This is a genomic window from Massilia sp. X63 (assembly GCF_041023745.1).
GTDB lineage: Bacteria > Pseudomonadota > Gammaproteobacteria > Burkholderiales > Burkholderiaceae_D > Telluria.
In genome coordinates this window covers 197094-221687 of sequence record NZ_JBFTEF010000003.1, presented here as the reverse complement: position 1 = coordinate 221687, position 24594 = coordinate 197094, and the positions used below count along the sequence as shown (strand labels likewise).

The following is a 24594-nucleotide window of genomic DNA, read 5'->3' as shown; positions in this document are numbered from 1 at the left end:
CCGCCGCGCCGCGCCGGGCCTGCGTCAGCCGTTCATTAGCCATTCAGGCTGCGGTGCTCGATCTTGATGCAGTGGTTCATGACCACGTCGAGGCCGGCGGCGCGCGCGAGGTCGGCGGCGGCCTGGTTCTCGATGTCGAGCTGCATCCACAGGCAGCCGGCGCGCACGGCGATCGCATCGCGCGCGATCGGCGGAATATCGTCGGATTTGCGGAAGCAGTCGACGATGTCGATCGACTGGCCGCTGCCGGCCAGGGCATCGGCCGCTTCCTGCAGCGTGGCGTAGACCTGCTCGCCCAGGATGGTCTCGCCGGCGTAGCTCGGGTTGACCGGCACGATACGGTAGCCGTGTTCCTGCAAGTAAGCGGCCACTTCGTGGCTGGCCCGGTCGGGCTTGTTCGAGAGGCCGACGATGGCGATGGTCTTGCTGTCGCTGAGGATCTGGGCAATGCTTCTCATGGTAGGTTCATTGGTTGAGGGGTCGACCGCTAGCTTATCAGGTTTGCATCGCCCGGCGCGCCTGCGCTGGCGCTGGAAGCGCAAACGTGGAAAGATGCGGGCTCGTTCCCGATCGAGTCCTCCATGCGCCGCATTGTCCTGTCCTGCCTCACCCTCCTCGCCCTGTCCCTGCCCGTCCATGCGGCCGAACCGCTCGCCGCGGTGGAGCGCGCCATCGTCCCGGTGGCCGCCTGGGGCGGCACCCCGGCCGACCCGGCCAAGGCGCGCCGCCACCACATCAGCCAGATCACCCTGCACCACCAGGGCGAGCCGTTCAAGCCGGGCACCGACCCGCAGGCCTACCTGCGCCGCCTGCAGTCGTGGTCGCGCGCCAGCAAGGGCTGGCTCGACATCCCCTACCACTACGTCATCGACCTCGACGGCCGTATCTACGAAGCGCGCAACATCGATTACGCGGGCGACACCAACACCGAGTACGACCCGAGCGGCCACGCCCTGATCGAGGTGGTCGGCAATTTCGAGGAAGTGGAACCGAACCAGCAGCAGCTGGACGCCGTGGTCGACCTGATGGCGCTGCTGGCGGCGAAGTACCGGGTCTCGCTGGACGATATCAAGAGCCACCGCGACCACTCGGACAAGACCGTGTGCCCGGGCGCGAACCTGTACCGCTACGTGAAGGAAGACTGGTTCCGCCACAAGGTGGCGCTGCGGCTGGCGGGGGAACAGGCCGCGAAACGCTGAAGCAGTCTTGCTTTCGTAGGGTGGGCGGCTATGCCGCCCACGCGTTCAAATCACAGTTGCGCACTGCGATCATGGTTCGATCCACATACGCTTGTTGAACGCGTGGGCAGAAAGCTGCCCACCCTACAGCGTACAGATTCAAATCCGGCGGGCAGTAAAGCTGCGGCCCCCCTGCTTGAACTGCAGGCCCGGTCCCTCGAAGCTGATCTCGGCATCGACATCGCGCGCGAAGAAATGGGTCTCGCTCAGCGGGAAGATCTCGACCTGGCGCTGGCCGGTTGGCTGCACGACATAACGGCTGCCTTCGCGGCGGACTTCCAGCACCATCCCCGGCTGCATCTCGTAGCGGCCGACGTGGGCGTCAAAGGCGGCATCGGCAATCCTGGCCACGATCCGCGGCGGCGGCGCCTCGCCGCTGCGCGCATGCGCCAGCACCCGGCCGTCCTGGTGGTAGATCACGCCCGTCACCTTGCCGGCGCTATCACGCTGGAACACGAACCAGTCGGCCGTATCGGGCACGAAGAATTCGTTGGCCGACATCGCCTTCAGCACCAAGGGTCCGCGGCCCGGGCGCTGCAAGGAGAGGAACTCGCCGTCGCGGCGGAACACGCGCTGGCTGTCCTTGTCCAGGGTGTACACGCCCGCCACCGCATCCAGGCCGGCCGCGTCCAGCGCCACCTCCCTGAATTCCGGGAGCGGCTTGCCGATGGCGACGGCGGCCGCCCGGCGCGCCACGACGTCCGGCACCACCATGCCGGCGTCGCCGTTGGTCAGCACCGCCACGTAGACGCCCTTGGCAGGCAGGCGCAGGCCATACGAGCGAAAGCCGCGGGTCGAACCGCTATGGCCGATGGCCGGCTCGCCCTGGACCAGGCTCATCTCCCAGCCGTAACCGTAGTGGCTGTCCTTGCCGTCCTTCAGGCGATAGGAGGTGAAGGCGCGCTGCCAGGTGGCCGGCTTGAGCAGCTTCTTGCCGACGGCCGCATCCCATTTCGCCAGGTCGTCCACGGTCGACACCAGTTCGCCGGCGGCATAGGACTGGTTCTTGCCGAGCGGCCGGGCCGGACCAAACCCTTTTTCGAGCGGGGAATGGCCGGCGGCGCTCGGCCACCCGCTGCGCGCGTGGCCTTCGTAGGCGGTGTGTTCCATCCCGAGGGGCACGAAGATGCGCTGTTCCAGGAACTGGTGATAAGGCAGGCCGGAGGCCTTCTCGATGATGGCCCCGAGCAGGTAGTAGCCCGAATTGTTGTAGCGCCAGGTGCTGCCCGGCTCGAACTGCAGCGGGTCGTTCTTGAACGAGTCGATCTGGGCCGCCACCGTGATGTCCTGCGGCGCCCGCTGCGGGAAGCCCGGCTTGCCGGTATAGCTGACGATGCCCGAGGTGTGGGTCAGCAAGTGTTCGATGGTGATCTTCTTGCCCTGGGTCGGGTAGTCGGGCAGGTACCTGGTGATCTCGTCGTCGACCGACAGCTTGCCTTCGTCCGCCAACAGCAGGATGGCGGTGGCGGTGAACTGCTTGGTCATCGAACCGATGCGCATGGCCATCTCGGGCGCCATTTTCACGCCGCGGGTAGCATCGGCCATGCCATAGGCGCGGCGCAGGACGGTCTGGCCATCCTTGACGACCAGGACGACGCCGCCCGGCGCCTCGGCAGGGAAATAGGGAGCGACGGTGGCGTGCAGGCGGAAGGACAGGTCCTCGAGGGCGCGTTTGCTCAGCGGCTTGTCCTGCCTGGCGTCGGCAGCGAAGGCGGCCTGCGGCGTCCACAGGAGCAGCGCGGCGCAGATGGCGGTACGGATGAACATGGTCGGCATTCCTTTTTGTTTTGGCGTGCCGTGACTGTACGTACGGGGTCTGGCCGGCCGCAATCGAGCGCCGATCAGCGGTCGTTCGGATGGGTCGAGTGGTGGCTATCCGGGGGCGAACGGGACCGCCCCGGCAGGGCTCACGGCAGGCGGGCGGCGAGGAACAGCCAGATCACGGTCATCACGAGGATGCCGGTAATGGTCACGCAGGTACCGGTGAAGAACAGGGCCGACAGCATGGTAGCGGACAGCACGCGCTCGAACAGGAAGCCGAGCGCGAAGTCGAAGGTGGCCAGCACCGACCAGCGCCGCATGTAGACCGGTAAATAACGGCTCATGCGCCGGTTGTGCTCGCGCGCGGCATGGCGCTCGTACAAATTGCGCGCCCTGCTCACGTCGCGGAACAGCCAGTCGAAAAAGAGGAAGCGGTACAGGGTCTGGCCGAAGCGGTCATCCGCCGGCAGGGTTTGCTGCTGTTCGCGATGGTCTGGAGGGCTTGCCATGGTCGGCTCGAGCTGTCTCAACACACAGGAGGCCATACTAAGCCAAAAACACCCACGCACTCGTGCGCCAGCTAACCGTGCGCCGCCATCGTCATTACAGGCACTTGCGCAAAAACAATGTCAACTTCCCCGGGGTCATCCCCGGGGTCAGGTCTGACATTCGGACACGACCTCGACCGTGCGTCTGTCCAGCATAGCGGCAATGCAAGAAACAAGTAGGTGCCAAGGCAGAGCTTGTGTCCAAATGTCAGACCTCCCCCCCATAAAAAAGGCAGCCCGCAGGCTGCCTCCTTGTACCGCGAAAGCGGATGCTTAGCGTCCTCGCGAACGCAGCTTCTGAATCGCCGCCAACTGCGCGATCGCCGCGGCCATTTCGGCCTGGGCTTTCGCGTAGTCGATCTTCGATTCCTTGTTCAGCATCAGCTCTTCGGCCTGCTTCTTTGCTTCCAGTGCCTTCGCTTCGTCCAGGTCGCCACCGCGGATTGCGGTGTCGGCCAGCACGGTCACGCCGTTCGGCTGCACTTCGAGGATACCGCCTGCGACGAAGACGAACTCTTCGCCGCCGGCAGCCGTCTGGATCCGGACGGCACCTGGCCTGATGCGCGTGATCAGCGGGGTGTGCTTCGGGTAGATACCCAGCTCACCCGCTTCACCCGGCAGCGCGACGAAGGTAGCCAGGCCGGAGAAGATCTGCTCTTCGGCCGAGACCACGTCCACTTGAATGGTGTTTGCCATGTCTGTCCTTCGGGTTAAGAATCTGGCTTAGGCAGCCAGCTTCTTGGCCTTCTCGATTGCTTCCTCGATGGTGCCGACCATGTAGAAGGCCTGCTCCGGCAGGTGGTCCAGTTCGCCCGACGCGATCATCTTGAAGCCCTTGATCGTGTCTTTCAGCGAAACGTACTTGCCCGGCGAGCCGGTGAACACTTCGGCGACGTGGAACGGCTGCGACAGGAAACGCTGCATCTTACGAGCGCGTGCGACGACCAGCTTGTCTTCCGGCGCCAGTTCGTCCATGCCCAAAATCGCGATAATGTCACGCAGTTCCTTGTAGCGCTGCAGGGTGCCCTGCACGGCGCGCGCGGTGGCGTAGTGCTCTTCACCGACGACCAGCGGGTCCAGCTGGCGCGAGGTCGAGTCCAGCGGGTCCACTGCCGGGTAGATACCCAGCGAAGCGATGTCACGCGACAGAACGACGGTCGAGTCCAGGTGGGCGAAGGTGGTTGCCGGCGACGGGTCGGTCAAGTCATCCGCAGGGACGTACACGGCCTGGATCGAGGTGATCGAGCCGGTCTTGGTCGAGGTAATACGCTCTTGCAGGCGGCCCATTTCTTCGGCCAGGGTCGGCTGGTAACCCACTGCCGACGGCATACGGCCCAGCAGTGCCGACACTTCGGTACCGGCCAGGGTGTAGCGGTAGATGTTGTCGACGAAGAACAGAACGTCTTTACCTTCGTCACGGAAGGCTTCCGCCATGGTCAGGCCGGTCAGCGCGACGCGCAGACGGTTGCCCGGCGGTTCGTTCATCTGGCCGTAGACCATCGCCACTTTCGAGTTGGTCGGGTTTTCCAGGTCGACGACCTTGGCGTCCGCCATCTCGTGGTAGAAGTCGTTACCTTCACGGGTACGCTCACCCACGCCGGCGAACACGGACAGACCCGAGTGCGCCTTCGCGATGTTGTTGATCAGTTCCATCATGTTGACGGTCTTGCCGACGCCGGCGCCGCCGAACAGGCCGACTTTACCGCCTTTGGCGAACGGGCAAACCAGGTCGATCACCTTGATGCCGGTTTCCAGCAGGTCGGTCGACGGCGACAGCTCGTCGTAGGCCGGCGCATCGCGGTGGATCGATGCCATGCGTTCGTGGCTGACCGGACCGCATTCGTCGATCGGGTTGCCCAGCACGTCCATGATGCGGCCCAGGGTGGGGGTGCCGACCGGGACCATGATCGGGTTACCGGTGTTCTGGATAATCATGCCGCGGCGCAGGCCTTCCGAGCTGCCCAGTGCAATGGTACGGACCACGCCGTCGCCCAGCTGCTGCTGGACTTCCAGGGTCAGTTCCGAACCTTCCATTTTCAGTGCGTCGTACACTTTCGGCATGGCGTTACGCGGGAATTCCACGTCGACCACTGCGCCGATACACTGAACGATTTTGCCATCAGCCATGTTCGTTCCTTCAGATATATAGTTAAATTCTTTTGCTTTGATCGTTAGACGGCAGCTGCGCCGGAAACGATTTCGGAGAGTTCTTTGGTAATCGCTGCCTGGCGGGTCTTGTTGTAGACCAGCTTCAGGTCGTTGATGACGCTGCCGGCGTTATCGCTCGCAGCCTTCATCGCGACCATGCGTGCCGATTGCTCGGACGCCAGGTTTTCCGCCACTGCCTGGTACACCAGCGCTTCCACGTAACGCACCAGCAGTTCGTCGATGACGACGGCCGCTTCCGGTTCGTAGATGTAGTCCCAGCTGTGTCCGCCTGCTTCCGCTTCCATGTGCTTGGCCGGCAGCGGGAGCAGCTGCTCGACCATCGGTTCCTGCTTCATCGTGTTGATGAACTTGGTGTAGCACAGGTAGACAGCGTCGAGCTTGCCTTCCTGGTACGCGTCCAGCATCACTTTGACAGGGCCGATCAGCTTGTCCAGGTGCGGGGTATCGCCGAGCTGGGTCGCTTGCGAAACAACTTTCATGCCCATGCGGTTCAGGAAGCCCAGGCCCTTGTTGCCGATGGCAACCGCCTCGACGGCATTACCTGCCTGCTCCATGTCGCGCGCCTTCTGGGTCACCTGGCGCAGCACGTTGGTGTTCATGCCGCCGCACAGACCCTTGTCGGTCGTGACGACGATGAAACCGACGGCGTTCGCCTTCACGCCCTTGGCTTGCGCCATGAACGGGTGGGTGTACTCCGGGTTTGCGCCGGCCAGATTGGCGGTGATGGTACGAACCTTGTCACTGTAGGGACGGGCGGCGCGCATGCGATCCTGCGCCTTGCGCATTTTCGATGCGGCGACCATTTCCATCGCCTTGGTGATCTTCTTCGTATTCTCTACGCTCTTGATCTTGCCACGAATCTCTTTGCCTACTGCCATGAGTCCTTACTCCTTCCGCGCACCGGCGCCGTGCTCACACGACGCCGGCTTGACGATTAATATGCGCCGGATTTCTTGAAATCAGCAATGGCGGCGGCCAGCGCAGCTTCGCCGTCCTTGTCCAGTTGCTTGGTTTCGTCGATCTTCGACAGCAGGGCAGCGTGGCTCGACTTCAGGAAGTTGTGCAGACCGTGCTCGAACGGGAGCACTTTCTTGACTTCGATGTCGTCCAGGTAGCCTTTGTTGACGGCGAACAGCGATGCGGCCATCAGCGAGGTCGACAGCGGCGAGAACTGCGGCTGCTTCAGCAGTTCGGTCACGCGCGCACCGCGGTCCAGCTGCTTGCGGGTCGACTCGTCCAGGTCCGATGCGAACTGCGCGAACGCAGCCAGTTCACGGTACTGCGCCAGGTCGGTACGGATACCGCCCGACAGGCCCTTGATGACCTTGGTCTGGGCGGCGCCACCGACGCGCGACACCGAGATACCGGCGTTGATCGCAGGACGGATACCGGCGTTGAACAGCGAGGTCTCCAGGAAGATCTGGCCGTCGGTAATCGAAATCACGTTGGTCGGCACGAAGGCCGAGACGTCGCCAGCCTGGGTTTCGATGATCGGCAGTGCGGTCAGCGAACCGGTCTTGCCGGTGACGGCGCCGTTGGTGAACTTCTCGACGTAGTCAGCGTTCACGCGGGCTGCGCGCTCGAGCAGACGGCTGTGCAGGTAGAACACGTCGCCCGGGTAGGCTTCGCGGCCCGGCGGACGGCGCAGCAGCAGCGAGATTTGACGGTAAGCGACAGCTTGCTTCGACAGGTCGTCATAGACGATCAGCGCGTCTTCGCCGCGGTCGCGGAAGTATTCGCCCATGGCGCAGCCCGAGTAGGCCGAGATGTACTGCATCGCAGCCGATTCCGAAGCGGAAGCGGCGACCACGATGGTGTACTCCATCGCGCCGTGCTGTTCCAGCGAGCGGACGATGTTCTTGATGGTCGATGCCTTCTGGCCGATAGCGACGTACACGCAGGTGACGCCCTGGCCCTTCTGGTTGATGATCGCGTCGACAGCGACAGCCGATTTACCGGTCTGGCGGTCGCCGATGATCAGCTCACGCTGGCCACGGCCGATCGGTACCATCGCGTCGATCGACTTGATGCCGGTCTGCATCGGCTGCGAGACCGATTCACGGGCGATGACGCCAGGTGCGATCTTTTCGATCGGGGCGGTCAGGCTGGTCGCGATCGGACCCTTGCCGTCGATCGGCTGGCCCAGTGCGTTGACCACGCGGCCACGCAGTTCCGGACCGATCGGCACTTCCAGGATGCGGCCGGTGGTCTTGACGGTGTCGCCTTCCGAGATGTGCTCGTAGGCGCCCAGGATGACGGCGCCGACGGAGTCGCGCTCGAGGTTCATCGCCAGGCCGAAGGTGTTGCCAGGGAATTCCAGCATCTCGCCCTGCATCACGTCCGACAGACCATGGATGCGGCAGATACCGTCGGCGACGGAGATCACCGTGCCTTGATTGCGAACTTCAGCCGAACCTTCCAGACCCTGGATGCGGCTCTTGATCAGTTCGCTGATTTCAGAAGAATTAAGTTGCATGAGTGCTAACTCCAAATGTTTTTGATGCGTAGGGCAAGGGCGCTAGGGCCGGCGCGTGCTGTGAATACGATAGACGATTACGAGGCCAGCGCAACATGCATCTGTTGCAGCTTGGCGCGTACCGAGGTATCGAGCACTTCGTCGCCGACCACGACGCGCACACCACCGATCAGCGAAGGATCCACGGTCACCGTCGGGTTGAGCTTGCGGCCAAATTTCTGTTCCAGCTTGGCGACCAGCTGGGCCAGCTGGTCACCCGAGATCTCGAAGGCGCTGAAAATGTCCGCATCGGCGGCACCTTCGTTGGCGTTCTTCAGTGCCGCGAACTGGGCGGCGATTTCGGGCAGCAGGTTGACGCGGCCGTTTTCGGCCAGCATCGCGATAAAGTTCTTCGCTTCAGCGTTCAGCGGCGACTTGACCAGGGACGCAATCGTGTCGGCCAGCTGAGCGGCGGTGACCTTCGGGTTGCTGGCGAAAGCCTGCACATCCGGATTGGCGCCGATCTGGCCCAGCTCGGCGGTGACGGCCGACCAGGCGGCCATGTCGCCGGATTGGGCGACACGGAACAGCGCTTCGGCGTAAGGGCGGGCGACGGTTGCGAGTTCAGCCATGATCAGAGCTCGGTCGACAGTTTCGACAGCAGGTCGGCGTGGACCGCTGGGTTCACTTCACGCTTCAGGATCTGCTCTGCACCCTGCACTGCCAGCGCGGCAACCTGGCCACGCAGTTCTTCGCGGGCGCGGGTCACTTGCTGCTCGGCGTCGGCCTGGGCGGCAGCGACGATACGGGCGGCTTCTTCGGCAGCGGTTGCCTTGGCTGCGTCGATGATCTGGGCAGCGCGCTTTTCGGCGTCGGCGATGCGCTTCTGGACTTCGTCACGGGCACCGGCCAGTTCGTTCTGCACGCGTTTTTCGGCGGCGGCCAGGTCGGCCTTGCCACGGTCAGCGGCGGCCAGGCCATTCGCGATCCTCTCGGCGCGCTCGTCGAGCGCTTTCATCAGTGGCGGCCACACGAATTTCATCGTGAAGCCCGCCAGGATGAAGAAGACTGCGAACTGGACAAACAAAGTTGCGTTCAAGTTCACGGTAAATTCCTTCTCACAAAAACGGATGCCGAACCAGGGGAGGTTCGGCTCTTCAGATCAAGGTCGTGCTTGATTAGCTGAACGGACGTGCGAAGACGAACAGCATGGCGATACCGACGCCGATCAGGAATGCCGCGTCGATCAGACCAGCCAGCAGGAACATCTTGGTCTGCAGGGTGTTCATCAGTTCTGGCTGACGTGCAGAAGCTTCCAGGTATTTACCGCCCATGATTGCGATACCGATGCAAGCACCGATAGCGCCGAGGCCGATGATCAAACCGCAAGCCAGTGCAACAAAAGAAAGGTCAGTCATGTGTAACTCCAAAAGTTAATTTAAAAACTAGATTAAAAACTACAACTTCTTTACAACCACTATCTGTTCGATGCTTGCGGCGCCGATCAGTGGCCTTCATGGGCCTGACCGATATACACCAGCGTCAGCATCATGAAGATGAATGCCTGCAGGAACACGATCAGGATGTGGAAGATCGCCCAGATCGAACCCGCGATGATGTGACCGATCACACCAAAGGCGGTGGCCATGGAGCCGAGCAGAGCAATCAAGAGGAACAGCAGCTCACCGGCGTACATGTTGCCGAACAGTCGCATACCGAGCGACACGGTTTTTGCTGCATATTCGATGATGTTCAGGAGCAGGTTGAACGGCGCCATCCAGATGCCGAACGGGGCTGCGAACAGTTCGTGGATCCAGCCGCCCAGGCCCTTGATCTTGACGCTGTAGTACAGCATCAGGGCCAGCACGCCGAGGGAGATGCCCAGGGTGCCGTTCAGGTCGGCGGTCGGGACCACGCGGTGGTAAGGAATCACGTGTTCCAGGCCGATCAGGCCGAACAGCGCGGAGAACATGTCGACCGGCAGGAAGTCCAGCGAGTTCATCAGGGCGACCCAGACGAACACGGTCAGTGCCAGCGGAGCGATGAAGCTGCGGTCGCCGTGCACGATCGATTTCGACTGGTCTTCGACCATCTCGACCAGCATCTCGACGGCAGCCTGGAAGCGGCCCGGCACGCCGGAGGTCGCCTTACGGGCGGCCATCCACATGAACAGGCAGCCCAGCACGCCCATGGTGATCGACCAGAAGATGGTGTCGTAGTTGAAGACACCGAAGTCGACCACGAAATCCTGGTGTTTGTTGGTCAGGTGCCCGAGGTGGTGGGTGATGTACTCTGATGGGGTCGGGGCCGCGTGCGATCCTGCTGCTGCTGCGCCTTCTACGGTTGGACTCGTCATGTCAGTGCCTAAATAATAAGATGATGTAACTTTTCAGCGCCACGATGAAACCGCCGACCAGCGCCAGCCAGTTCAGATCGTGGTACAGCTTGGCGGTCGCGAACAGAAGCGCGACCGTCAGTGCAATCTTTACAAATTCCCAAATGAAGAATGTTGCGGGACTGGCGCCCTCGGCCCGGTGGGCGTTGGCGAACAGCCGTACTGCCATGATGCCGTTGGGCACAACACAACACAAACCGCCCAGTACTGCCGAAAACATCGCAGACCATCCCCCCAGCAGTGCGGCGACCAGGCCTGCGACTACTGTTGCAATCAATTGCAGGGAGACGATGCGCAACATATTGTTCTGGTTTCTCGCCGCGCGATCGGACAGTTACGATGTGGTAATTACATGAATCAGCGGGATTATAAGTGGTTATACGGACGCGAGTCAAACGATTCCGCGCTTATAACTGCTGCGTAAAGATGTGATGGGAGCAACATTGGGGTGGCGGTTTTCCCCATATTTTCAGTCACTTAACTGATGAGCCATGTAGGGTGGCCGGCTGTGCCGGCCGCGCGTTCAAACAGTCTTCGCAGTGAGCGACCGTGGCATGCATACGTCAGTTGAACGCGCGTTCGGCGGAGCCGAACACCCTACGATCAAGACACATTTCAGGCGCGCAGGCGGGCCAGCACGCCGTCCAGGATGTCGAGGTCGGCGAAGTCGATGATCAGCTGCCCCTTGCCCTTCGCGCCCATCTTGAACATCACCGGCGTGGCCAGCTTGTCCGACAGTTCCTCTTCCAGGCGCACGATGTCGCCCGGCTTGTCCTTGGCGCGCGCCGGCGCGGCCGGGTTCGACTGTTCCTCGAGCGCGCGGGCGACCAGCTTTTCGGTCTCGCGCACCGACAGGCGCTTGGCGATCACGTGGTTGGCCAGGGTGATCTGGTGCGCGCTGTCCACCGCCAGCAGTGCGCGCGCGTGGCCCATGTCGATGTCGCCGGCCATCAGCATGGTCTGCACCGGCTGGGCCAGGTTGATCAGGCGCAGCAGGTTCGACACCGCGCTGCGCGAACGGCCGACCGCGGCGGCGGCCTGCTCGTGGGTGAACTGGAAATCGTTGATCAGGCGCTGGATGCCCTGCGCTTCCTCGAGCGGGTTCAGGTCTTCGCGCTGGATGTTCTCGATCAGGGCCATGGCGGCGGCCGACTGGTCGTCCACCTCGCGCACCAGCACCGGGATCTCGTCCAGGCCCGCCATCTGGGCCGCGCGGAAGCGGCGCTCGCCGGCGATGATCTCGTAGGGCACGGCGGCGCCCTCCCCCAGCGGACGCACCAGCACCGGCTGCATGATGCCCTGGGTCTTGATCGAGGCGGCCAGCTCGCTGAGCGAGGTTTCGTCCATGCGGGTGCGCGGCTGGTACTTGCCGGCCTGGATCTGGGTGACCGCCAGCGACGAGGGTGCTTTCACCGGGGCCGGCTGGCTGTCGCCGCCGAGCAGCGCGTCGAGGCCGCGTCCCAGTCCTTTCAGTTTTTTGGTTGCCATATCTATGTCAGCTTGTGTAATTACATTGTCTTGATACGCTCGACCATCTCCGCGCCGAAGGCGATGTACGCCTGCGCGCCCTTCGAGGACGGATCGAACACCACGCCCGGCATGCCGTACGAAGGCGCTTCGGCCAGGCGCACGTTGCGCGGGATGATGGTCTTGAACACCTTGTCGCCGAAGTGCTGCTCGAGCTGGCTCGACACCTGCTGCGACAAGGTCATGCGCGGATCGAACATCACCCGCAGCAGGCCGATGATGCGCAGGTCGGTGTTCAGGTTGGCGTGCACCTTCTTGATCGTGTTGACCAGGTCGGACAGGCCCTCCAGCGCGTAGTACTCGCATTGCATCGGGATGATCACCCCGTGCGCGGCACACAGGCCATTCAGGGTCAGCAGCGACAGGGCCGGCGGGCAGTCGACCAGGATGAAGTCGTAGTCCTGGTCGACCGCCGCCAGCGCGTCCTTCAGGCGGCGTTCGCGGTTTTCCAGCGCGACCATCTCGACCTCGGCGCCGGCCAGCTCGCGGTTGGCGGGCAGCACGTCGAAGCGGCCCGACTCGGAGCGCTGGCGCGCGGCGGCCACGTCGAGCTCGCCCAGCAGCACCTGGTAGATCGAGCCCTCGAGGGCGGCCTTGTTGATGCCCGCGCCCATGGTGGCATTGCCCTGCGGGTCAAGGTCCACCAGCAGCACGCGCTGGTTCAGCTTGGCCAGGCCTGCCGAGAGGTTGACGGTGGTGGTGGTCTTGCCGACCCCGCCCTTCTGGTTCGCTACGCAAAAAATCTTTGCCATCTGTCCTTGTCCGCGCTTTCTTTAATGAGAGCAATCCGATGTGCATGAAGCCATATCGTTCATACCATACAAATCATATTAACGATTTATACTATATAAACGATATAAATTGTTTATACGGTTTATTTGGTTTAGTTCGATCTCTCGACGAACACCAGGTGACGTTCCGCTCCGAGCCTGGGCACCTGCAGCGGCTGCAAACCCGTCACTTTCCATTCGGCCGGCACCCGCTCCTGCTCTTCGGCCGGCGCCGTGCCTTTCAGCGCGATGAATTTGCCGCCCTCCTGCAGCAGGTGTCCCGACCACTCCAGGAAATCCGACAGGTCGGCAAAGGCGCGCGAGGTGATCACGTCGAATTTGTCGCTCACAGGGGTAACGGTTCCCAGGTCCTGCACCTTCATCGTGTAGACGGTGACGTTGGCCAGTTCCAGTTCCGCTTTTACCTGCTTGAGGAAGGCGGTTTTCTTGTGCACGGTGTCGATCATCGACACTTTCATGTCCGGGCGGCAGATTGCCAGCACGATGCCTGGCAGGCCGCCCCCTGCCCCGACGTCGAGCACGTTGCGCGCATCGGCAAAGGCCGGCACCGCCGCCAGCGAATCGAGCACGTGGTGGGTCACCATCTGCATCGGGTCGCGCAGGGACGTCAGGTTATAGACGCTGTTCCACTTGTTCATCAGGGCCAGGTAGTCCAGCAGCTGTTCCTGCTGGGCCGGCGTGACGGCGAGTTTCATCTCCGTGATGCCGTCGGCCAGCACTTGCGCCAGCGCGGCGCGGTCGAAATACTTCATTCGGCCTGCTCCACGGGTGCATTGGTAAAGCCCTTGGCGCCGCGCTTTTTCAGGTGCACCAGCAGCAGCGAGATCGCGGCCGGGGTCACGCCCGAGATGCGCGAAGCCTGGCCCAGGGTTTCCGGACGCTGCTTGTCGAGTTTCTGGCGCACCTCGAAGGACAGGGCCTGGATATCCAGGTAATTCAGGTTTTCCGGCAGCTTCAGGTTCTCGTAGTGGTCGTGACGCTCGACTTCGCGCGCCTGGCGGTCGATGTAACCGGCGTACTTCAGCTGGATCTCGATCTGCTCCTTGACCGCCGGATCGTCGACGCCGGGCCCGGCCAATGGCTGGCCCTCGATGCCCGTCATGCTCATCAGGGTGTCGTACTGTACGCCGGGGCGGCGCAGCAGGTCGGCCAGGTTGTACTCGCGCTCGATCGCCTGCCCCACCACGCGTTCGGATTCGCTGGCTGCCAGGATGCGCGGGTTGACCCAGGTCGAGCGCAGGCGCTCGAGTTCGCGTGCCACCGACTCGCGCTTGGTCTCGAAGGCGGCCCATTGGGCGTCGCCGACGATGCCGAGCTTGCGGCCGATCTCGGTCAGGCGCATGTCGGCATTGTCTTCGCGCAGCGACAGGCGGTACTCGGCGCGGCTGGTGAACATGCGATAAGGCTCGGCCACGCCCTGGGTGGTGAGGTCGTCGACCAGCACGCCGAGGTAGGCTTCCGAGCGGCCCGGGGTCCAGGCATCCTTGCCCTGGGTCTGCAGCGCGGCGTTCAGGCCGGCCAGCAGGCCCTGGGCTGCGGCTTCCTCGTAGCCGGTGGTGCCGTTGATCTGGCCGGCGAAGAACAGGCCCTTGATGGCCTTGGTCTCGAGCGAGGCTTTCAGGCCGCGCGGGTCGTAGTAGTCGTATTCGATCGCATAGCCCGGGCGCAGGATGAAAGCATTCTCCATGCCGCGCATCGAGCGCACCAGTTCCAGCTGCACGTCGAACGGCAGGCTGGTGGAGATCCCGTTCGGGTAGAACTCGTTGGTCGTCAGGCCTTCCGGTTCCAGGAAGATCTGGTGCGATTCCTTCGAGGCGAAACGGTGGATCTTGTCTTCGATCGAGGGGCAGTAACGCGGGCCGACGCCTTCGATCACGCCGGTGTACATCGGGCTGCGGTCGAGGCCGTTGCGGATGATCTCGTGAGTCTTTTCGTTGGTATGCGTGACCCAGCACGGCACCTGGCGCGGGTGCATGGCGGCAGTACCCATCACCGAGAACACTGGGACCGGATCGAGGTCGCCCGGCTGTTCGGACAGCACCGAGAAATCGATGCTGCGGCCGTCGATGCGCGGCGGCGTGCCGGTCTTCAGGCGACCCTGCGGCAGCTTGAGTTCCTTCAGGCGGCTCGACAGCGAGACGGCCGGCGGATCGCCGGCGCGACCACCCGAGTAGTTCTGCAGGCCGACGTGGATCTTCCCGTCCAGGAAAGTACCGGCGGTCAGCACCACGGCGCGGGCACGGAATTTCAGTCCGACCTGGGTGACGGCGCCGACCACGCGCTCGCCTTCCAGCATCAGGTCTTCCACGGCCTGCTGGAACAGCCACAGGTTCGGCTGGTTTTCGAGGCGCGAGCGGATCGCCTGCTTGTACAGCATGCGGTCGGCCTGGGCGCGGGTGGCGCGCACGGCCGGGCCCTTGGACGAGTTCAGGATACGGAACTGGATACCCGACTCGTCGGTGGCAATCGCCATGGCGCCGCCGAGGGCGTCGACTTCCTTGACGAGGTGGCCCTTGCCGATGCCGCCGATCGACGGGTTGCAGGACATGGCGCCCAGGGTTTCGATGTTATGGGTCAGCAGCAGAGTCTTCTGTCCCGTGCGTGCCGACGCGAGCGCGGCCTCGGTACCGGCATGGCCGCCGCCGACGACGATGACGTCGAATTCAGTAGGAAATAGCATGATGGAAGAGTGAGGCGAGGAGTCTAATGCGCGATTATAGATTCTTTTTTCTTGCGGAAGCTTTTGGGGGCCTGAAAACGACAGATTTTGTTTCACGTGGAACAGTCAGCCATTCGTCCTCAATGATGTTTCACGTGGAACAAAAAAACAAAAAGCCGGACGAACCCGGCTTTGCTGTTTCACGTGGAACAATCACCAACCGATCTTGGTGAAGGCATCGTAGGCCGTCTTGAGGATCAGGATCGACACGACCACCAGGAACAGTTTGCGCACGAAGGCGCTGCCGTGCTTGAGCGCCAGCCTGGTGCCAACCAGCGAACCGGCGACCTGGCAGACGGCCATCATCAGGCCCAGTTGCCACAGCAGGTGCCCGCTGTAGCCGAACCATAGCAAGGCCGAGAAGTTACAGGCGACGTTGACGATCTTGGCCGCTGCCGACGCGCTCAGAAAATCGAAGCCGAAGAAACGCACGAACAGGAAGATCAGGAAGCTGCCTGTCCCTGGACCAAAGAAACCGTCATAAAAACCGATCGCGGCGCCGATGCCGATGGCCCAGTAGCGTTCGGCCAGTCCGCTGTGCACCGGCGCATGGACCGCACCCAAGTCTTTCTTGGTGAAGGTGTAGACGGCGACCGCGACCAGGATGATCGGCAGCAGCGTACGTACAAAGTCGGCCGGCACGCGGGTGACGGTCCAGGCGCCGGCAAAGGACAGCACGAAGGCAGCAAGCGCCGCCGGCGCCGCCGTGCTCCACGCCACCCGCACCCGGCGCGCATAATTCACCGCCGCGGCGCTGGTGCCGAAGATGCTGGCAAACTTGTTCGTTCCCAGCAGCGTCGCAGGAACCTCTTTCGGAAGCACGGAAAAAATCGCGGGAATCTGGATCAGGCCGCCGCCGCCGACAACGGCATCGACCAGGCCGGCGGTGAAGGCAGCAGCGCCGAGCCAAGCAAAATCAATCATGGGAAGGAAACAGTGGGAATGCAGAGGCTGCATTGTACGCCTTCCTGCAGGCATCATCCCGAGGTCCAGCGACGGCCAGGGATGGGGTAAGCTAGCGCCACCACACCAGGAGACAGCCATGACCGCCTTCGCCTTCAGCACCGTCGCTACCATCCTGTCCGAGCCCGGCGCCAGCAGGCATCTGGGCGACATCGTCGCCGAACGCTTCCCCGGCACGCGCCGCCCTTTCATCGTGACCGATGCCGGCGTCCTGCGCGCCGGGTTGCTTTCGCTTCCACGCCTGAGCCTGGAACAGGAAGGCGTGGCGCCGGCGCTGTTTTCCGACGTCCTGGCCGACCCGCCCGAAGCGGTCATCCTCGATGCGGTCGAGGCTGCACGCCGGCACGAGGCGGACCTGGTCATCGGTTTCGGCGGCGGCAGTTCGATGGACGTTGCCAAGCTGGTCGCCGTGCTGGCCGGTTCGCGCCAGGCCATCGGCGAGATCTACGGCATCGGTAAGGTCCAGGGCAGGCGGCTCCCGCTGCTGCAGGTACCGACCACGGCAGGCACCGGATCCGAGGTGACCAACATCGCGATCGTCACCACCGGCGCCACCACTAAAACCGGGGTGGTGGCGCCCCAGTTGTACGCCGACCTGGCCGTGCTCGACGCGAGCTTGACCCTGGGTCTGCCGCCGGTCGTCACCGCCGCGACCGGCATCGATGCGATGGTACACGCGATCGAAGCCTATACCAGCCGGCACAAGAAGAACCCGCTGTCGGACGCCCTGGCGCGCGAAGCCTTGTCGCTGTTGTCGCGCAACCTGCTGCGCGCCTGCGAGCAGGGCGACAATCTCGCCGTGCGCCAGGCGATGCTGCTCGGCGCCTGTTTGGCCGGACAGGCGTTTTCGAACGCGCCGGTGGCGGCCGTGCATGCATTGGCTTACCCGATCGGCGGCATCTTCCACGTGCCGCACGGCTTGTCGAACGCGCTGGTGTTGCCGCATGTCCTGCGCTTTAACTTGCCCGAAGCGGCCGGCCTGTATGCGGAACTGGCAGGCATCGTGGTGCCGCATGCCAGCGGCAGCGACACGGCGCAGGCGGAAGCGCTTATTGTTGCAATGCAACAGATCGCCACAATGACGGGTATCGAGACCAGCCTGCGCCAGGTCGGCATCAGGGAAACTGACCTCGACCGCCTGGCCGACGATGCCATGCTCCAGACCAGGCTGCTCGGCAACAACCCGCGCGACGTCACGCGGGCGGACGCGCACGCGATCTACGCCGCGGCCTTGTAGGGCTCAGGAGCGCAGGAAGTCCAGCAGCAGGGCATTCAGGCGCTCGGTGGCCGAGAGCTGCATCCAGTGCCCCGCCCCACCCAGGCGTTCGTAACGGAAGCCGGCACGGCAGTGGTGGGCGGAATCGAGCATCTGCTTTTCGCCCAGCGCCGGATCGCGGTCGCTCCACACGCCCATCACCGGCACCTCGACCGGACACCAGTGGTGCGGGCGGCCCAGCTTGATGTTCGCGCGGTAGTAGTTCAGGGCCGCGGTCAGGCGCCCTTCCGGCTCCAGCGCGGCGCGCCAGATCGCCACCTGTTCCGGACGGCGCGTCATCTGGCGCAGGAAGAACCAGTCGTTGGCGCGGATCGCGGTCTCGGCCACCACCGGCATCAGAAAACCGAGGATGTACCAGAAGCGCATCTGCTGGGTGACGCCGGCGTTGGCGATCGCCGCCGGATGTCCGGTGGACAGGGCCGCGAAACGTTCGAAGCGCTGCGGCGCGTCCATGCACAGCTGCCAGCCGACCAGGCCGCCCCAGTCGTGTCCCACGATGGAGGCCTTTTCCAGGCCGAGCGCATCCATCAGGCCGAGGATGTCGGCGCACAGGAATTCGATGGCGTAGGCGCCGGTGCCGGGCGGCGCGTCGGTCTTGCCGTAGCCGCGCATGTCGGGCGCGATGACGCGGAAACCCTGCGCCGCCAGCGCCGGAATCTGGAGGCGCCAGATGGCGTGGGTATCGGGGAAGCCGTGCATCAGGATGACGGCCGGGCCCGTGCCGGCGCTGACGACATGCATGCGCAGGCCGTGCACGTCGACAAAATGCGATTCGAGGTTCATGCGCGCTCCCATGGCTGCGTGGCGCCGCTCACGCGCCTGCCCTGCGGGCACGCGCGCGCAGCGCATCGAGTTCCCCAACAATACCACGGCGGAACACGAGAACACAGACAATGAAGATCAGGCCAGTGACCATGCCGACCGACTCGCCCAGGCTGACGGGACTGCGAGGACTACTTGCCCGTTGATACCGACAAGGCCCGGCCCTCACGATATGGCCGGGACGGCGTGCCCGAGCAGGATGTCCTGGGCCGCCTTTTCGGCAATCATGATGGTCGGCGAATTGGTGTTTCCGGAGGTAATAAACGGCATGATCGAGGCATCGACGACGCGCAGTTTTCCAATGCCGCGCACCCGCAGGCGGCTGTCGACGACCGCCTGCGAATCGTTTTCTCTCCCCATGCGGCAGGTGCCGACCGGGTGGAAAATCGTGGTGCCGACCAGGCCGGCCGCATGGGCCAGTTCTTCCTGGCTCTGGAATTGCGGCCCGGGCGTCAATTCCTCGGGGCGGTAGCCGGCCAGCGCCGGCGCGGCCACGATGCGGCGCGTCAGCGCCAGCGCCGCGGCGGCGGTTTTCCGGTCGGCCTCGGTGCTGAGGTAGTTCGGCGCGATCTTCGGCGGCGCGTAGCTGTCGCCGGACGTGATCGCTACGCTCCCGCGCGACGTCGGCTGCAGGTTGCACACGCTGGCCGTAAACGCCGGGAAGCGGTGCAGCGGATCGCCGAACTTGTCCAGCGACAGCGGCTGGACGTGGTATTGCAGGTTCGGCGCCGGCAAGTCGGGCGAAGACCGCGCAAAAGCACCGAGCTGGGATGGCGCCATCGACATCGGCCCGCTCTGGAACAAGGCATATTCCAGCCCGATGAGCGCCTTGCCGAACCAGTTGGTGGCGCGTGTGTTCAAGGTCGGCACGCCCTCGACCTTGAAGATCATGCGCAGCTGCAGGTGGTCTTGCAGGTTGGCGCCGACGCCCGGCAGGTCCGCCACCGGAGCGATGCCGTGGCGCTGGAGTGCGCCCGCATCGCCGATGCCGGACAGCTGCAGGATCTGCGGCGACCCCACCGCCCCCGCCGCCAGCAGGGTTTCGCGGTGCGCCGTCGCCGTGTAGGCCTGGCCGCCGCCGGTGAACCGAATCCCGGAACACACCTTGCCTTGCGGCGTGTCCTGGAACAGCAGGCGCTCGACGTGGCAACCCGTCATGATGGTCAGGTTCGGCCGTTTCGCCACCGGTTTCAGGAAGGCTTTCGCGGTATTCAGGCGGATGCCGCGCCGCTGGTTGACCTCGAAATAGGCGGAACCTTCGCCGCGGCCGGCATTCAGGTCGTCGATCTTGGGGATGCCCGTCTGCGCCGCCGCCTCGCGGAACGCGTCCAGGATCTTCCACGACAGGCGCTGCTTTTCCACGCGCCATTCGCCGCCGGCGCCATGCACATCGCTCGCGCCCAGGTAGTGGTCTTCGCTGCGCTTGAACAGCGGCAGCACCCGTTCCCAGCGCCAGCTATCGTCGCCGGCCGCCTCGGCCCAGCGCTCGTAATCGGCCGGCTGGCCACGCATGTAGATCATGCCGTTGATCGACGAACTGCCGCCCAGCACCTTGCCGCGCGGGTAGATCAGCGCCCGTCCGTTCAGGCCGGGATCGGCTTCGGTACGAAACAGCCAGTCGGTGCGCGGATTGCCGATGCAATGCAGGTAGCCGACCGGGATGTGGATCCACATGTAATCGTCGCGGCCGCCCGCTTCCACCAGCAGGACCTCAATGCCGGGGTCCCGCGTCAGGCGGTTGGCCAGCACACAGCCGGACGTGCCGCCGCCGACGATGATGTAGTCGTACTCGCCGGCCGATTCCAAGGCTAGCGTTCCCGAGCCACGAACGGACGCAAGCCGTCGCTCCCCAACGCACGTGACAGGGGCGGATGAAACAACGCGTCGAGATCCACACACCCTCCGTTCGTCATTCGTTGAGGCAAGCTTACCAGATCGTAAACAGAAGTCTAGGGGCCACCTGTGGATAAACCTCTTGATATCCACAGGTCCGGTTTGTGCAGAACCGGGGCAGTTCGAGGCCGGCAAAATCTTATCCAGTTTTCACCCTGCTTTCACGCGCTACTGGTGCACCGGCTTATACGGTCAGTAAGTCCATGATTTCGCAGCCGTTAACCGCCTTTTCCACAAGAAGGGGCCTGCGTTAACCACTACTATCATTTTTGTATACAAACTTTGCTTGTAAACCTTGCGACTGCGCCGAAAAAAAAAATTTTGCCCGCCGTCGTATCGCACCCACAGGGCGCAAGCGCCAGCGACATCCGGCTGCGCGATGCACAGCGATGTCGCGCTTGGCGCAGCGGCATCGTCCTGCTCGGCCGAAGAATCGCGCCACCGTGCAAGGCAGCACATCGGTCTGCAAGCCTGCCGGCATGGCGGCATCGGCCACGCCCAGGCACGCATCTGGCGGCAAAACGCCCTGTCTCGACAGGCATCTGTGGAAAACCTCTGGGATATCCACAGGATCGAATGTGTAGAACAGCCCGGTTAACGAACCGGCCGACATTCTGTCCAAGTTTCCTACACCTTAAAAACAAGCTTTGTTCAAGGCGTTAACGCGACCGTAAACCATTGACGTTGTGGAGAAAACTCTTCTTATCCACAACAGAAGGCGCGTTTACTATTACTACCAGTTTGTATACAAACTTGTTTACTACAACAACAAAACCGATAACGCGAAACGGACCGCCTTCGCTGCCAGGCTGAACGCCTGTTCGCACACGGCGTTAACCCGAACATCGCCGACAAGCATCTGCCCGAACATGCACACCGCAGGCGATCGCGTTCCCGGACTGCCTGCAAAAAGCGTTTTGCAAGCGCTTTTGACTGCTTTGTGCCGGTCCTGCTGTGGAAAAGTCGATGTATATCCACAGGATCGGATGTGCAGAACGCTGCATTTCCTGGCCAGCCCAGAATCTGTCCAAGTTCCGTCCCACGTCCACACAGGCTTTTTCCAGCCGGTAAACGCACACGCAAATCATTGATCCTGTGGAGTAAACGCGAGTTATCAACAGAAGGAGCCGCGTTTACTATCTACTACCAGTTTGTATACAAACTTTAGTTAACTAATACCGTGGAAGCTTCACTGCCGGAAAAGCCAGGAAAGACCAGGAAAAACCGGTTTTTGCTGGCCTCAGCTTCGTAAGACAAGCAAAATGCGCACTCAAGCGTAGAAAACGGCGGCCTCATGAGCTCGATCAAAGCGTGCACAAGCGTTGAACAAGCCGGCTGGTTGCAGCTGCGCATGGCTTTGTGGCCGGCAGATCGCGCGGAACACCTGCAAGAAATGCGCGAGCTATGTGCACAACCCGATCGTTATGCACAGTTCATCGCCTATTCCGGCGCTGGAGCAGCCCAGGGACTGGTCGAAGTGGCGCTGCGCAGCGATTACGTGAACGGAACGACGTCGTCTCCTGTCGGCTTCCTGGAAGGCCTGTACGTCGATCCGGCATTCCGCGGGCAAGGCATCGCCGCCCTGCTCGTCAAAACTGCCGAGCAATGGGCCAGGAAACAGGGCTGTACCGAAATGGCCTCCGACGCTTTGGTCGAGAATACGGCCAGCCATGCAATGCATCGGGCGCTCGGATTTGACGAAACTGAGCGTGTGGTCTATTTCCGCAAGCCGCTGGCCTGACAAAAATACAAGGAAAACAAGGAAAAACATGCGACTGGGGATCATCAGCGCCTTGCACGAAGAACAGCTGGGGCTCGTAGAAGCCATGAGAGGCCCCGCCAAGCTCATCCACGGCATGCGCGAGTACTGGGCAGGAACCCTGTGGGAAATCGACGCTGTGTGCGTTTTATCGCGAATTGGCAAGGTTGCCGCTGCCATGACAGCCACCACGCTTGTGGAAAAGTTCGGAGTTACCCACATCCTCTTCACTGGGGTGGCCGGTGCCGGCGACAAAACGGTGCAGGTGGGCGATATCGTGGTGGCCGATGCGCTGGTGCAGCACGACATGGATGCAAGTCCGCTGTTTCCCCGTTTCGAGGTGCCGCTCACCGGCCGGACGCACTTCGCGCCGGATCATGCGCTGTCGCTGCGCGTATCGCGCGCGGCCCATGATTTTCTCGAGTCGGACCTGGTGGACGCGATCGGCGCGGAAGACCGGCGCGCATTTCGCCTGGCCCAGCCGCGGGTGCACCGCGGCCTGGTGGCGAGCGGCGACCAGTTCATGGCCGACCGGGTGCGCCTGAACGGGCTGAATGCGGCCCTGCCCGGCCTGGTGGCGGTCGAAATGGAAGGCGCCGCGGTGGCGCAGGTGTGCCACGAGCTGGGCGTGCCCTGCGCCGTGATCCGCACCATTTCGGACAACGCGAACGAAGACGCGGCGCACGACTTCATGCGCTTCGTGTCGTCGGTGGCCGCGCAGTATGCCTTCCACGTCACCCGGCGCGTGTGCCGCGACCTGGCCGCCAGCCCGCTGCCGGCCGGCACCCACGTACTCGCCCTTAAATAAATGTGTTTTTGGCTTCCATAACCGGCGCGTTGCTGCGTTGGCTCGCGCTTGCAGTGCTCGCACTGCGGCGCACTCGCCGCCTTGCACCGCATCCGGTTCTGTTCGCCAAAACTCACATTTATTTCTTGTCGAGTACTTAGCCCAGCAGCGACTCCGCCGGCACGTAGTCGTAGTGCAGGTCCTTGGCCACCGCCTCGTAGGTGACCTTGCCCTGGCAGACGTTCAGGCCGTTGCGCAGGTGCGGATCCAGCGCCAGTGCCTGGCGCCAGCCCCTAGTCGCGAGCGCCACGGCGTGGCCGATGGTGGCGTTGTTCAGCGCGAAGGTGGAAGTACGGGCCACCGCGCCCGGCATGTTCGCCACGCAATAGTGGATCACGCCGTCCACCACGAAGGTCGGGTCGGCATGGGTGGTGGCGTGCGAGGTCTCGAAGCAGCCGCCTTGGTCGATCGCCACGTCCACCACCACCGCGCCCTGCTTCATGCGCGCAATCATGTCGCGGGTGACCAGCTTCGGCGCAGCTGCGCCCGGCACCAGCACGCCGCCGATCACCAGGTCGGCATCCAGCACCGCTTCCTCGATCGCATGGGTGCTGGAATACAGCGTGGAGATGCGGTTGCCGTAGACCAGGTCGAGCTGGCGCAGGCGGTCGACGTTCTTGTCGAGCACCGTCACGCGGGCCCCGGTGCCCACCGCCATCTGCAGCGCATTGGTGCCGACCACGCCGGCGCCGATGATCACCACGTGCCCCGCGGCGACGCCCGGCACGCCGCCCAGCAGCAGGCCCATGCCGCCCTTCGATTTTTCCAGGTGGCTGGCGCCGGCCTGGATCGCCATGCGTCCCGCCACTTCGCTCATCGGCGCCAATAGCGGCAGGCCGCCGCCCGGGCCGGTGATGGTCTCATAAGCGATGCAGACCGCCCCGGATTTCACCAGCGCGGCGGCCTGTTCGGGATCCGGCGCCAGGTGCAGGTAGGTGTACAGGACCTGGCCTTCGCGCAGCATCGCGCATTCGGCCGGCTGCGGTTCCTTGACCTTGACGACCATGTCGGCGCGGCCGAAGATTTCCTGCGCCGTGCCCACGATGCTGGCGCCGGCGGCCAGGTACTGCTCGTCCGCGAGCCCGATCTGCGCGCCGGCGCCCTGCTGCACGATCACGTCGATGCCGCGCGACGTCAGTTCGCGCACCGAGGGCGGGGTGAGCCCGACGCGGTACTCGTGGTTCTTGATCTCCTTCGGTACGCCAACAAGCATGTCTGCCTCCAAGTTTCATAAGAATGAGACTGCTACTACGCTACTCCTGTTTTGCGATTTTGTAGGGGGGGCGGGTTTCCCGCCCACGCGGTGACCGGTAACGGCTCCGATTTCGTGCCCGGTGATCTCGCTGTTGACTACCACCGCGTGGGCAGGGAACCTGCCCACCCTACGAACCGCTTAATTTGGCAAAAAAAAGGGGAGCTCGCGCTCCCCGT

The 24594-nt window shown here is 63.3% G+C and carries 24 protein-coding genes and 1 pseudogene; 4 read left to right on the top strand and 21 right to left on the bottom strand.

The features are described from left to right. Positions 1-35: 35 nt before the first annotated feature. Entirely contained in the window at positions 36-458 is a 423-nt protein-coding gene (locus AB3347_RS08055; RefSeq protein WP_369091265.1) for a CoA-binding protein, read from the bottom strand. A gap of 123 nt (positions 459-581) precedes the next feature. Between AB3347_RS08055 and AB3347_RS08050 the strand changes: the two genes are divergently transcribed. Beyond that, positions 582-1199, top strand: coding sequence for a peptidoglycan recognition family protein (locus AB3347_RS08050; RefSeq protein WP_369091264.1), 618 nt, complete (start codon positions 582-584; stop codon positions 1197-1199). 138 nt (positions 1200-1337) lie between these two features. Here AB3347_RS08050 and AB3347_RS08045 read toward each other — a convergent pair whose 3' ends face one another. The 16 genes from AB3347_RS08045 to AB3347_RS07970 all read right to left on the bottom strand — a co-directional run bounded on the left by AB3347_RS08045 (position 1338) and on the right by AB3347_RS07970 (position 16527). Continuing rightward, positions 1338-3005 (bottom strand): serine hydrolase, encoded by a 1668-nt coding sequence (locus AB3347_RS08045; protein WP_369091263.1) that lies wholly within the window; start codon positions 3003-3005, stop codon positions 1338-1340. Positions 3006-3145: 140 nt separating this feature from the next. Then, positions 3146-3508, bottom strand: coding sequence for a hypothetical protein (locus tag AB3347_RS08040; protein ID WP_051997044.1), 363 nt, complete (start codon positions 3506-3508; stop codon positions 3146-3148). Positions 3509-3820: 312 nt separating this feature from the next. Beyond that, positions 3821-4243 (bottom strand): F0F1 ATP synthase subunit epsilon, encoded by a 423-nt coding sequence (locus tag AB3347_RS08035; RefSeq protein WP_369091262.1) that lies wholly within the window; start codon positions 4241-4243, stop codon positions 3821-3823. Positions 4244-4270: 27 nt separating this feature from the next. Next, positions 4271-5674: a F0F1 ATP synthase subunit beta gene (atpD, locus tag AB3347_RS08030; RefSeq protein ID WP_027864640.1), complete on the bottom strand. Its 1404-nt coding sequence runs from the start codon at positions 5672-5674 to the stop codon at positions 4271-4273. 44 nt (positions 5675-5718) lie between these two features. Further along, positions 5719-6594, bottom strand: coding sequence for a F0F1 ATP synthase subunit gamma (atpG, locus tag AB3347_RS08025; RefSeq protein ID WP_369091261.1), 876 nt, complete (start codon positions 6592-6594; stop codon positions 5719-5721). Between the two features lie 56 nt (positions 6595-6650). Then, positions 6651-8192, bottom strand: a complete 1542-nt coding sequence (gene atpA / locus AB3347_RS08020) for a F0F1 ATP synthase subunit alpha (protein ID WP_277484939.1) — start codon at positions 8190-8192, stop codon at positions 6651-6653. A 77-nt stretch (positions 8193-8269) separates the two neighbouring features. Beyond that, a complete protein-coding gene (locus tag AB3347_RS08015) occupies positions 8270-8803 on the bottom strand; it encodes a F0F1 ATP synthase subunit delta (protein WP_369091260.1) in 534 nt (177 codons plus the stop codon). 2 nt (positions 8804-8805) lie between these two features. Beyond that, positions 8806-9276, bottom strand: coding sequence for a F0F1 ATP synthase subunit B (locus AB3347_RS08010; RefSeq protein WP_369091259.1), 471 nt, complete (start codon positions 9274-9276; stop codon positions 8806-8808). 73 nt (positions 9277-9349) lie between these two features. Beyond that, positions 9350-9601, bottom strand: a complete 252-nt coding sequence (gene atpE, locus AB3347_RS08005) for a F0F1 ATP synthase subunit C (RefSeq protein WP_209589398.1) — start codon at positions 9599-9601, stop codon at positions 9350-9352. 74 nt (positions 9602-9675) lie between these two features. Further along, on the bottom strand, positions 9676-10527 hold the full coding sequence (atpB, locus tag AB3347_RS08000) for a F0F1 ATP synthase subunit A (protein ID WP_369091258.1): 852 nt from the start codon (positions 10525-10527) through the stop codon (positions 9676-9678). A 1-nt stretch (position 10528) separates the two neighbouring features. Continuing rightward, positions 10529-10867, bottom strand: coding sequence for an ATP synthase subunit I (locus AB3347_RS07995; RefSeq protein ID WP_369091257.1), 339 nt, complete (start codon positions 10865-10867; stop codon positions 10529-10531). Between the two features lie 314 nt (positions 10868-11181). Next, a complete protein-coding gene (locus tag AB3347_RS07990) occupies positions 11182-12054 on the bottom strand; it encodes a ParB/RepB/Spo0J family partition protein (RefSeq protein ID WP_369091256.1) in 873 nt (290 codons plus the stop codon). Positions 12055-12074: 20 nt separating this feature from the next. Then, a complete protein-coding gene (locus AB3347_RS07985) occupies positions 12075-12845 on the bottom strand; it encodes a ParA family protein (RefSeq protein ID WP_369091255.1) in 771 nt (256 codons plus the stop codon). A gap of 131 nt (positions 12846-12976) precedes the next feature. Beyond that, on the bottom strand, positions 12977-13636 hold the full coding sequence (rsmG, locus tag AB3347_RS07980) for a 16S rRNA (guanine(527)-N(7))-methyltransferase RsmG (RefSeq protein WP_369091254.1): 660 nt from the start codon (positions 13634-13636) through the stop codon (positions 12977-12979). Further along, a complete protein-coding gene (gene mnmG / locus AB3347_RS07975; protein ID WP_369091253.1) occupies positions 13633-15564 on the bottom strand; it encodes a tRNA uridine-5-carboxymethylaminomethyl(34) synthesis enzyme MnmG in 1932 nt (643 codons plus the stop codon). Before mnmG ends, rsmG begins: the two co-directional genes overlap by 4 nt. A gap of 192 nt (positions 15565-15756) precedes the next feature. Then, on the bottom strand, positions 15757-16527 hold the full coding sequence (locus tag AB3347_RS07970; protein ID WP_369091252.1) for a TSUP family transporter: 771 nt from the start codon (positions 16525-16527) through the stop codon (positions 15757-15759). Between the two features lie 118 nt (positions 16528-16645). On the opposite strand from AB3347_RS07970, the gene AB3347_RS07965 reads away from it, so the two are divergent. Continuing rightward, on the top strand, positions 16646-17803 hold the full coding sequence (locus AB3347_RS07965; RefSeq protein WP_369091251.1) for an iron-containing alcohol dehydrogenase: 1158 nt from the start codon (positions 16646-16648) through the stop codon (positions 17801-17803). Positions 17804-17806: 3 nt separating this feature from the next. Here AB3347_RS07965 and AB3347_RS07960 read toward each other — a convergent pair whose 3' ends face one another. The 3 genes and pseudogenes from AB3347_RS07960 to AB3347_RS07950 all read right to left on the bottom strand — a co-directional run bounded on the left by AB3347_RS07960 (position 17807) and on the right by AB3347_RS07950 (position 20470). Then, complete coding sequence (locus tag AB3347_RS07960) at positions 17807-18625, bottom strand: alpha/beta fold hydrolase (protein WP_369091250.1); 819 nt, start codon at positions 18623-18625, stop codon at positions 17807-17809. Between the two features lie 28 nt (positions 18626-18653). Then, positions 18654-18779: pseudogene (locus tag AB3347_RS07955) on the bottom strand (branched-chain amino acid ABC transporter permease); the annotation flags it as partial. 50 nt (positions 18780-18829) lie between these two features. Next, complete coding sequence (locus AB3347_RS07950) at positions 18830-20470, bottom strand: GMC family oxidoreductase (protein WP_369091249.1); 1641 nt, start codon at positions 20468-20470, stop codon at positions 18830-18832. A gap of 1381 nt (positions 20471-21851) precedes the next feature. Here AB3347_RS07950 and aac(6') point away from each other — a divergent pair. Together aac(6') and AB3347_RS07940 are read left to right on the top strand one after the other, a co-directional pair. Next, a complete protein-coding gene (aac(6'), locus tag AB3347_RS07945) occupies positions 21852-22298 on the top strand; it encodes an aminoglycoside 6'-N-acetyltransferase (RefSeq protein WP_369091248.1) in 447 nt (148 codons plus the stop codon). After that, positions 22228-23124, top strand: a complete 897-nt coding sequence (locus tag AB3347_RS07940; RefSeq protein ID WP_369091247.1) for a 5'-methylthioadenosine/adenosylhomocysteine nucleosidase — start codon at positions 22228-22230, stop codon at positions 23122-23124. The genes aac(6') and AB3347_RS07940 overlap by 71 nt, the downstream gene beginning before the upstream one ends. 136 nt (positions 23125-23260) lie before the next feature. Here AB3347_RS07940 and ald read toward each other — a convergent pair whose 3' ends face one another. Then, positions 23261-24376: an alanine dehydrogenase gene (ald, locus tag AB3347_RS07935; protein ID WP_369091246.1), complete on the bottom strand. Its 1116-nt coding sequence runs from the start codon at positions 24374-24376 to the stop codon at positions 23261-23263. Positions 24377-24594 lie beyond the last annotated feature (218 nt).

Bases quoted from the DNA above. Each gene is read 5' to 3' on its own strand.
- AB3347_RS07995 (WP_369091257.1), bottom strand. From the start codon at position 10,867: ATGTTGCGCATCGTCTCCCTGCAATTGATTGCAACAGTAGTCGCAGGC.
- AB3347_RS08040 (WP_051997044.1), bottom strand. From the start codon at position 3,508: ATGGCAAGCCCTCCAGACCATCGCGAACAGCAGCAAACCCTGCCGGCG.
- ald (WP_369091246.1), bottom strand. From the start codon at position 24,376: ATGCTTGTTGGCGTACCGAAGGAGATCAAGAACCACGAGTACCGCGTC.
- atpD (WP_027864640.1), bottom strand. From the start codon at position 5,674: ATGGCTGATGGCAAAATCGTTCAGTGTATCGGCGCAGTGGTCGACGTG.
- AB3347_RS07985 (WP_369091255.1), bottom strand. From the start codon at position 12,845: ATGGCAAAGATTTTTTGCGTAGCGAACCAGAAGGGCGGGGTCGGCAAG.
- AB3347_RS07990 (WP_369091256.1), bottom strand. From the start codon at position 12,054: ATGGCAACCAAAAAACTGAAAGGACTGGGACGCGGCCTCGACGCGCTG.
- AB3347_RS08035 (WP_369091262.1), bottom strand. From the start codon at position 4,243: ATGGCAAACACCATTCAAGTGGACGTGGTCTCGGCCGAAGAGCAGATC.
- rsmG (WP_369091254.1), bottom strand. From the start codon at position 13,636: ATGAAGTATTTCGACCGCGCCGCGCTGGCGCAAGTGCTGGCCGACGGC.
- AB3347_RS07965 (WP_369091251.1), top strand. From the start codon at position 16,646: ATGACCGCCTTCGCCTTCAGCACCGTCGCTACCATCCTGTCCGAGCCC.
- AB3347_RS08055 (WP_369091265.1), bottom strand. From the start codon at position 458: ATGAGAAGCATTGCCCAGATCCTCAGCGACAGCAAGACCATCGCCATC.
- atpA (WP_277484939.1), bottom strand. From the start codon at position 8,192: ATGCAACTTAATTCTTCTGAAATCAGCGAACTGATCAAGAGCCGCATC.
- AB3347_RS07940 (WP_369091247.1), top strand. From the start codon at position 22,228: ATGCAATGCATCGGGCGCTCGGATTTGACGAAACTGAGCGTGTGGTCT.
- mnmG (WP_369091253.1), bottom strand. From the start codon at position 15,564: ATGCTATTTCCTACTGAATTCGACGTCATCGTCGTCGGCGGCGGCCAT.
- atpB (WP_369091258.1), bottom strand. From the start codon at position 10,527: ATGACGAGTCCAACCGTAGAAGGCGCAGCAGCAGCAGGATCGCACGCG.
- AB3347_RS08050 (WP_369091264.1), top strand. From the start codon at position 582: ATGCGCCGCATTGTCCTGTCCTGCCTCACCCTCCTCGCCCTGTCCCTG.
- atpG (WP_369091261.1), bottom strand. From the start codon at position 6,594: ATGGCAGTAGGCAAAGAGATTCGTGGCAAGATCAAGAGCGTAGAGAAT.
- AB3347_RS08045 (WP_369091263.1), bottom strand. From the start codon at position 3,005: ATGTTCATCCGTACCGCCATCTGCGCCGCGCTGCTCCTGTGGACGCCG.
- AB3347_RS08015 (WP_369091260.1), bottom strand. From the start codon at position 8,803: ATGGCTGAACTCGCAACCGTCGCCCGCCCTTACGCCGAAGCGCTGTTC.
- AB3347_RS07960 (WP_369091250.1), bottom strand. From the start codon at position 18,625: ATGAACCTCGAATCGCATTTTGTCGACGTGCACGGCCTGCGCATGCAT.
- AB3347_RS07970 (WP_369091252.1), bottom strand. From the start codon at position 16,527: ATGATTGATTTTGCTTGGCTCGGCGCTGCTGCCTTCACCGCCGGCCTG.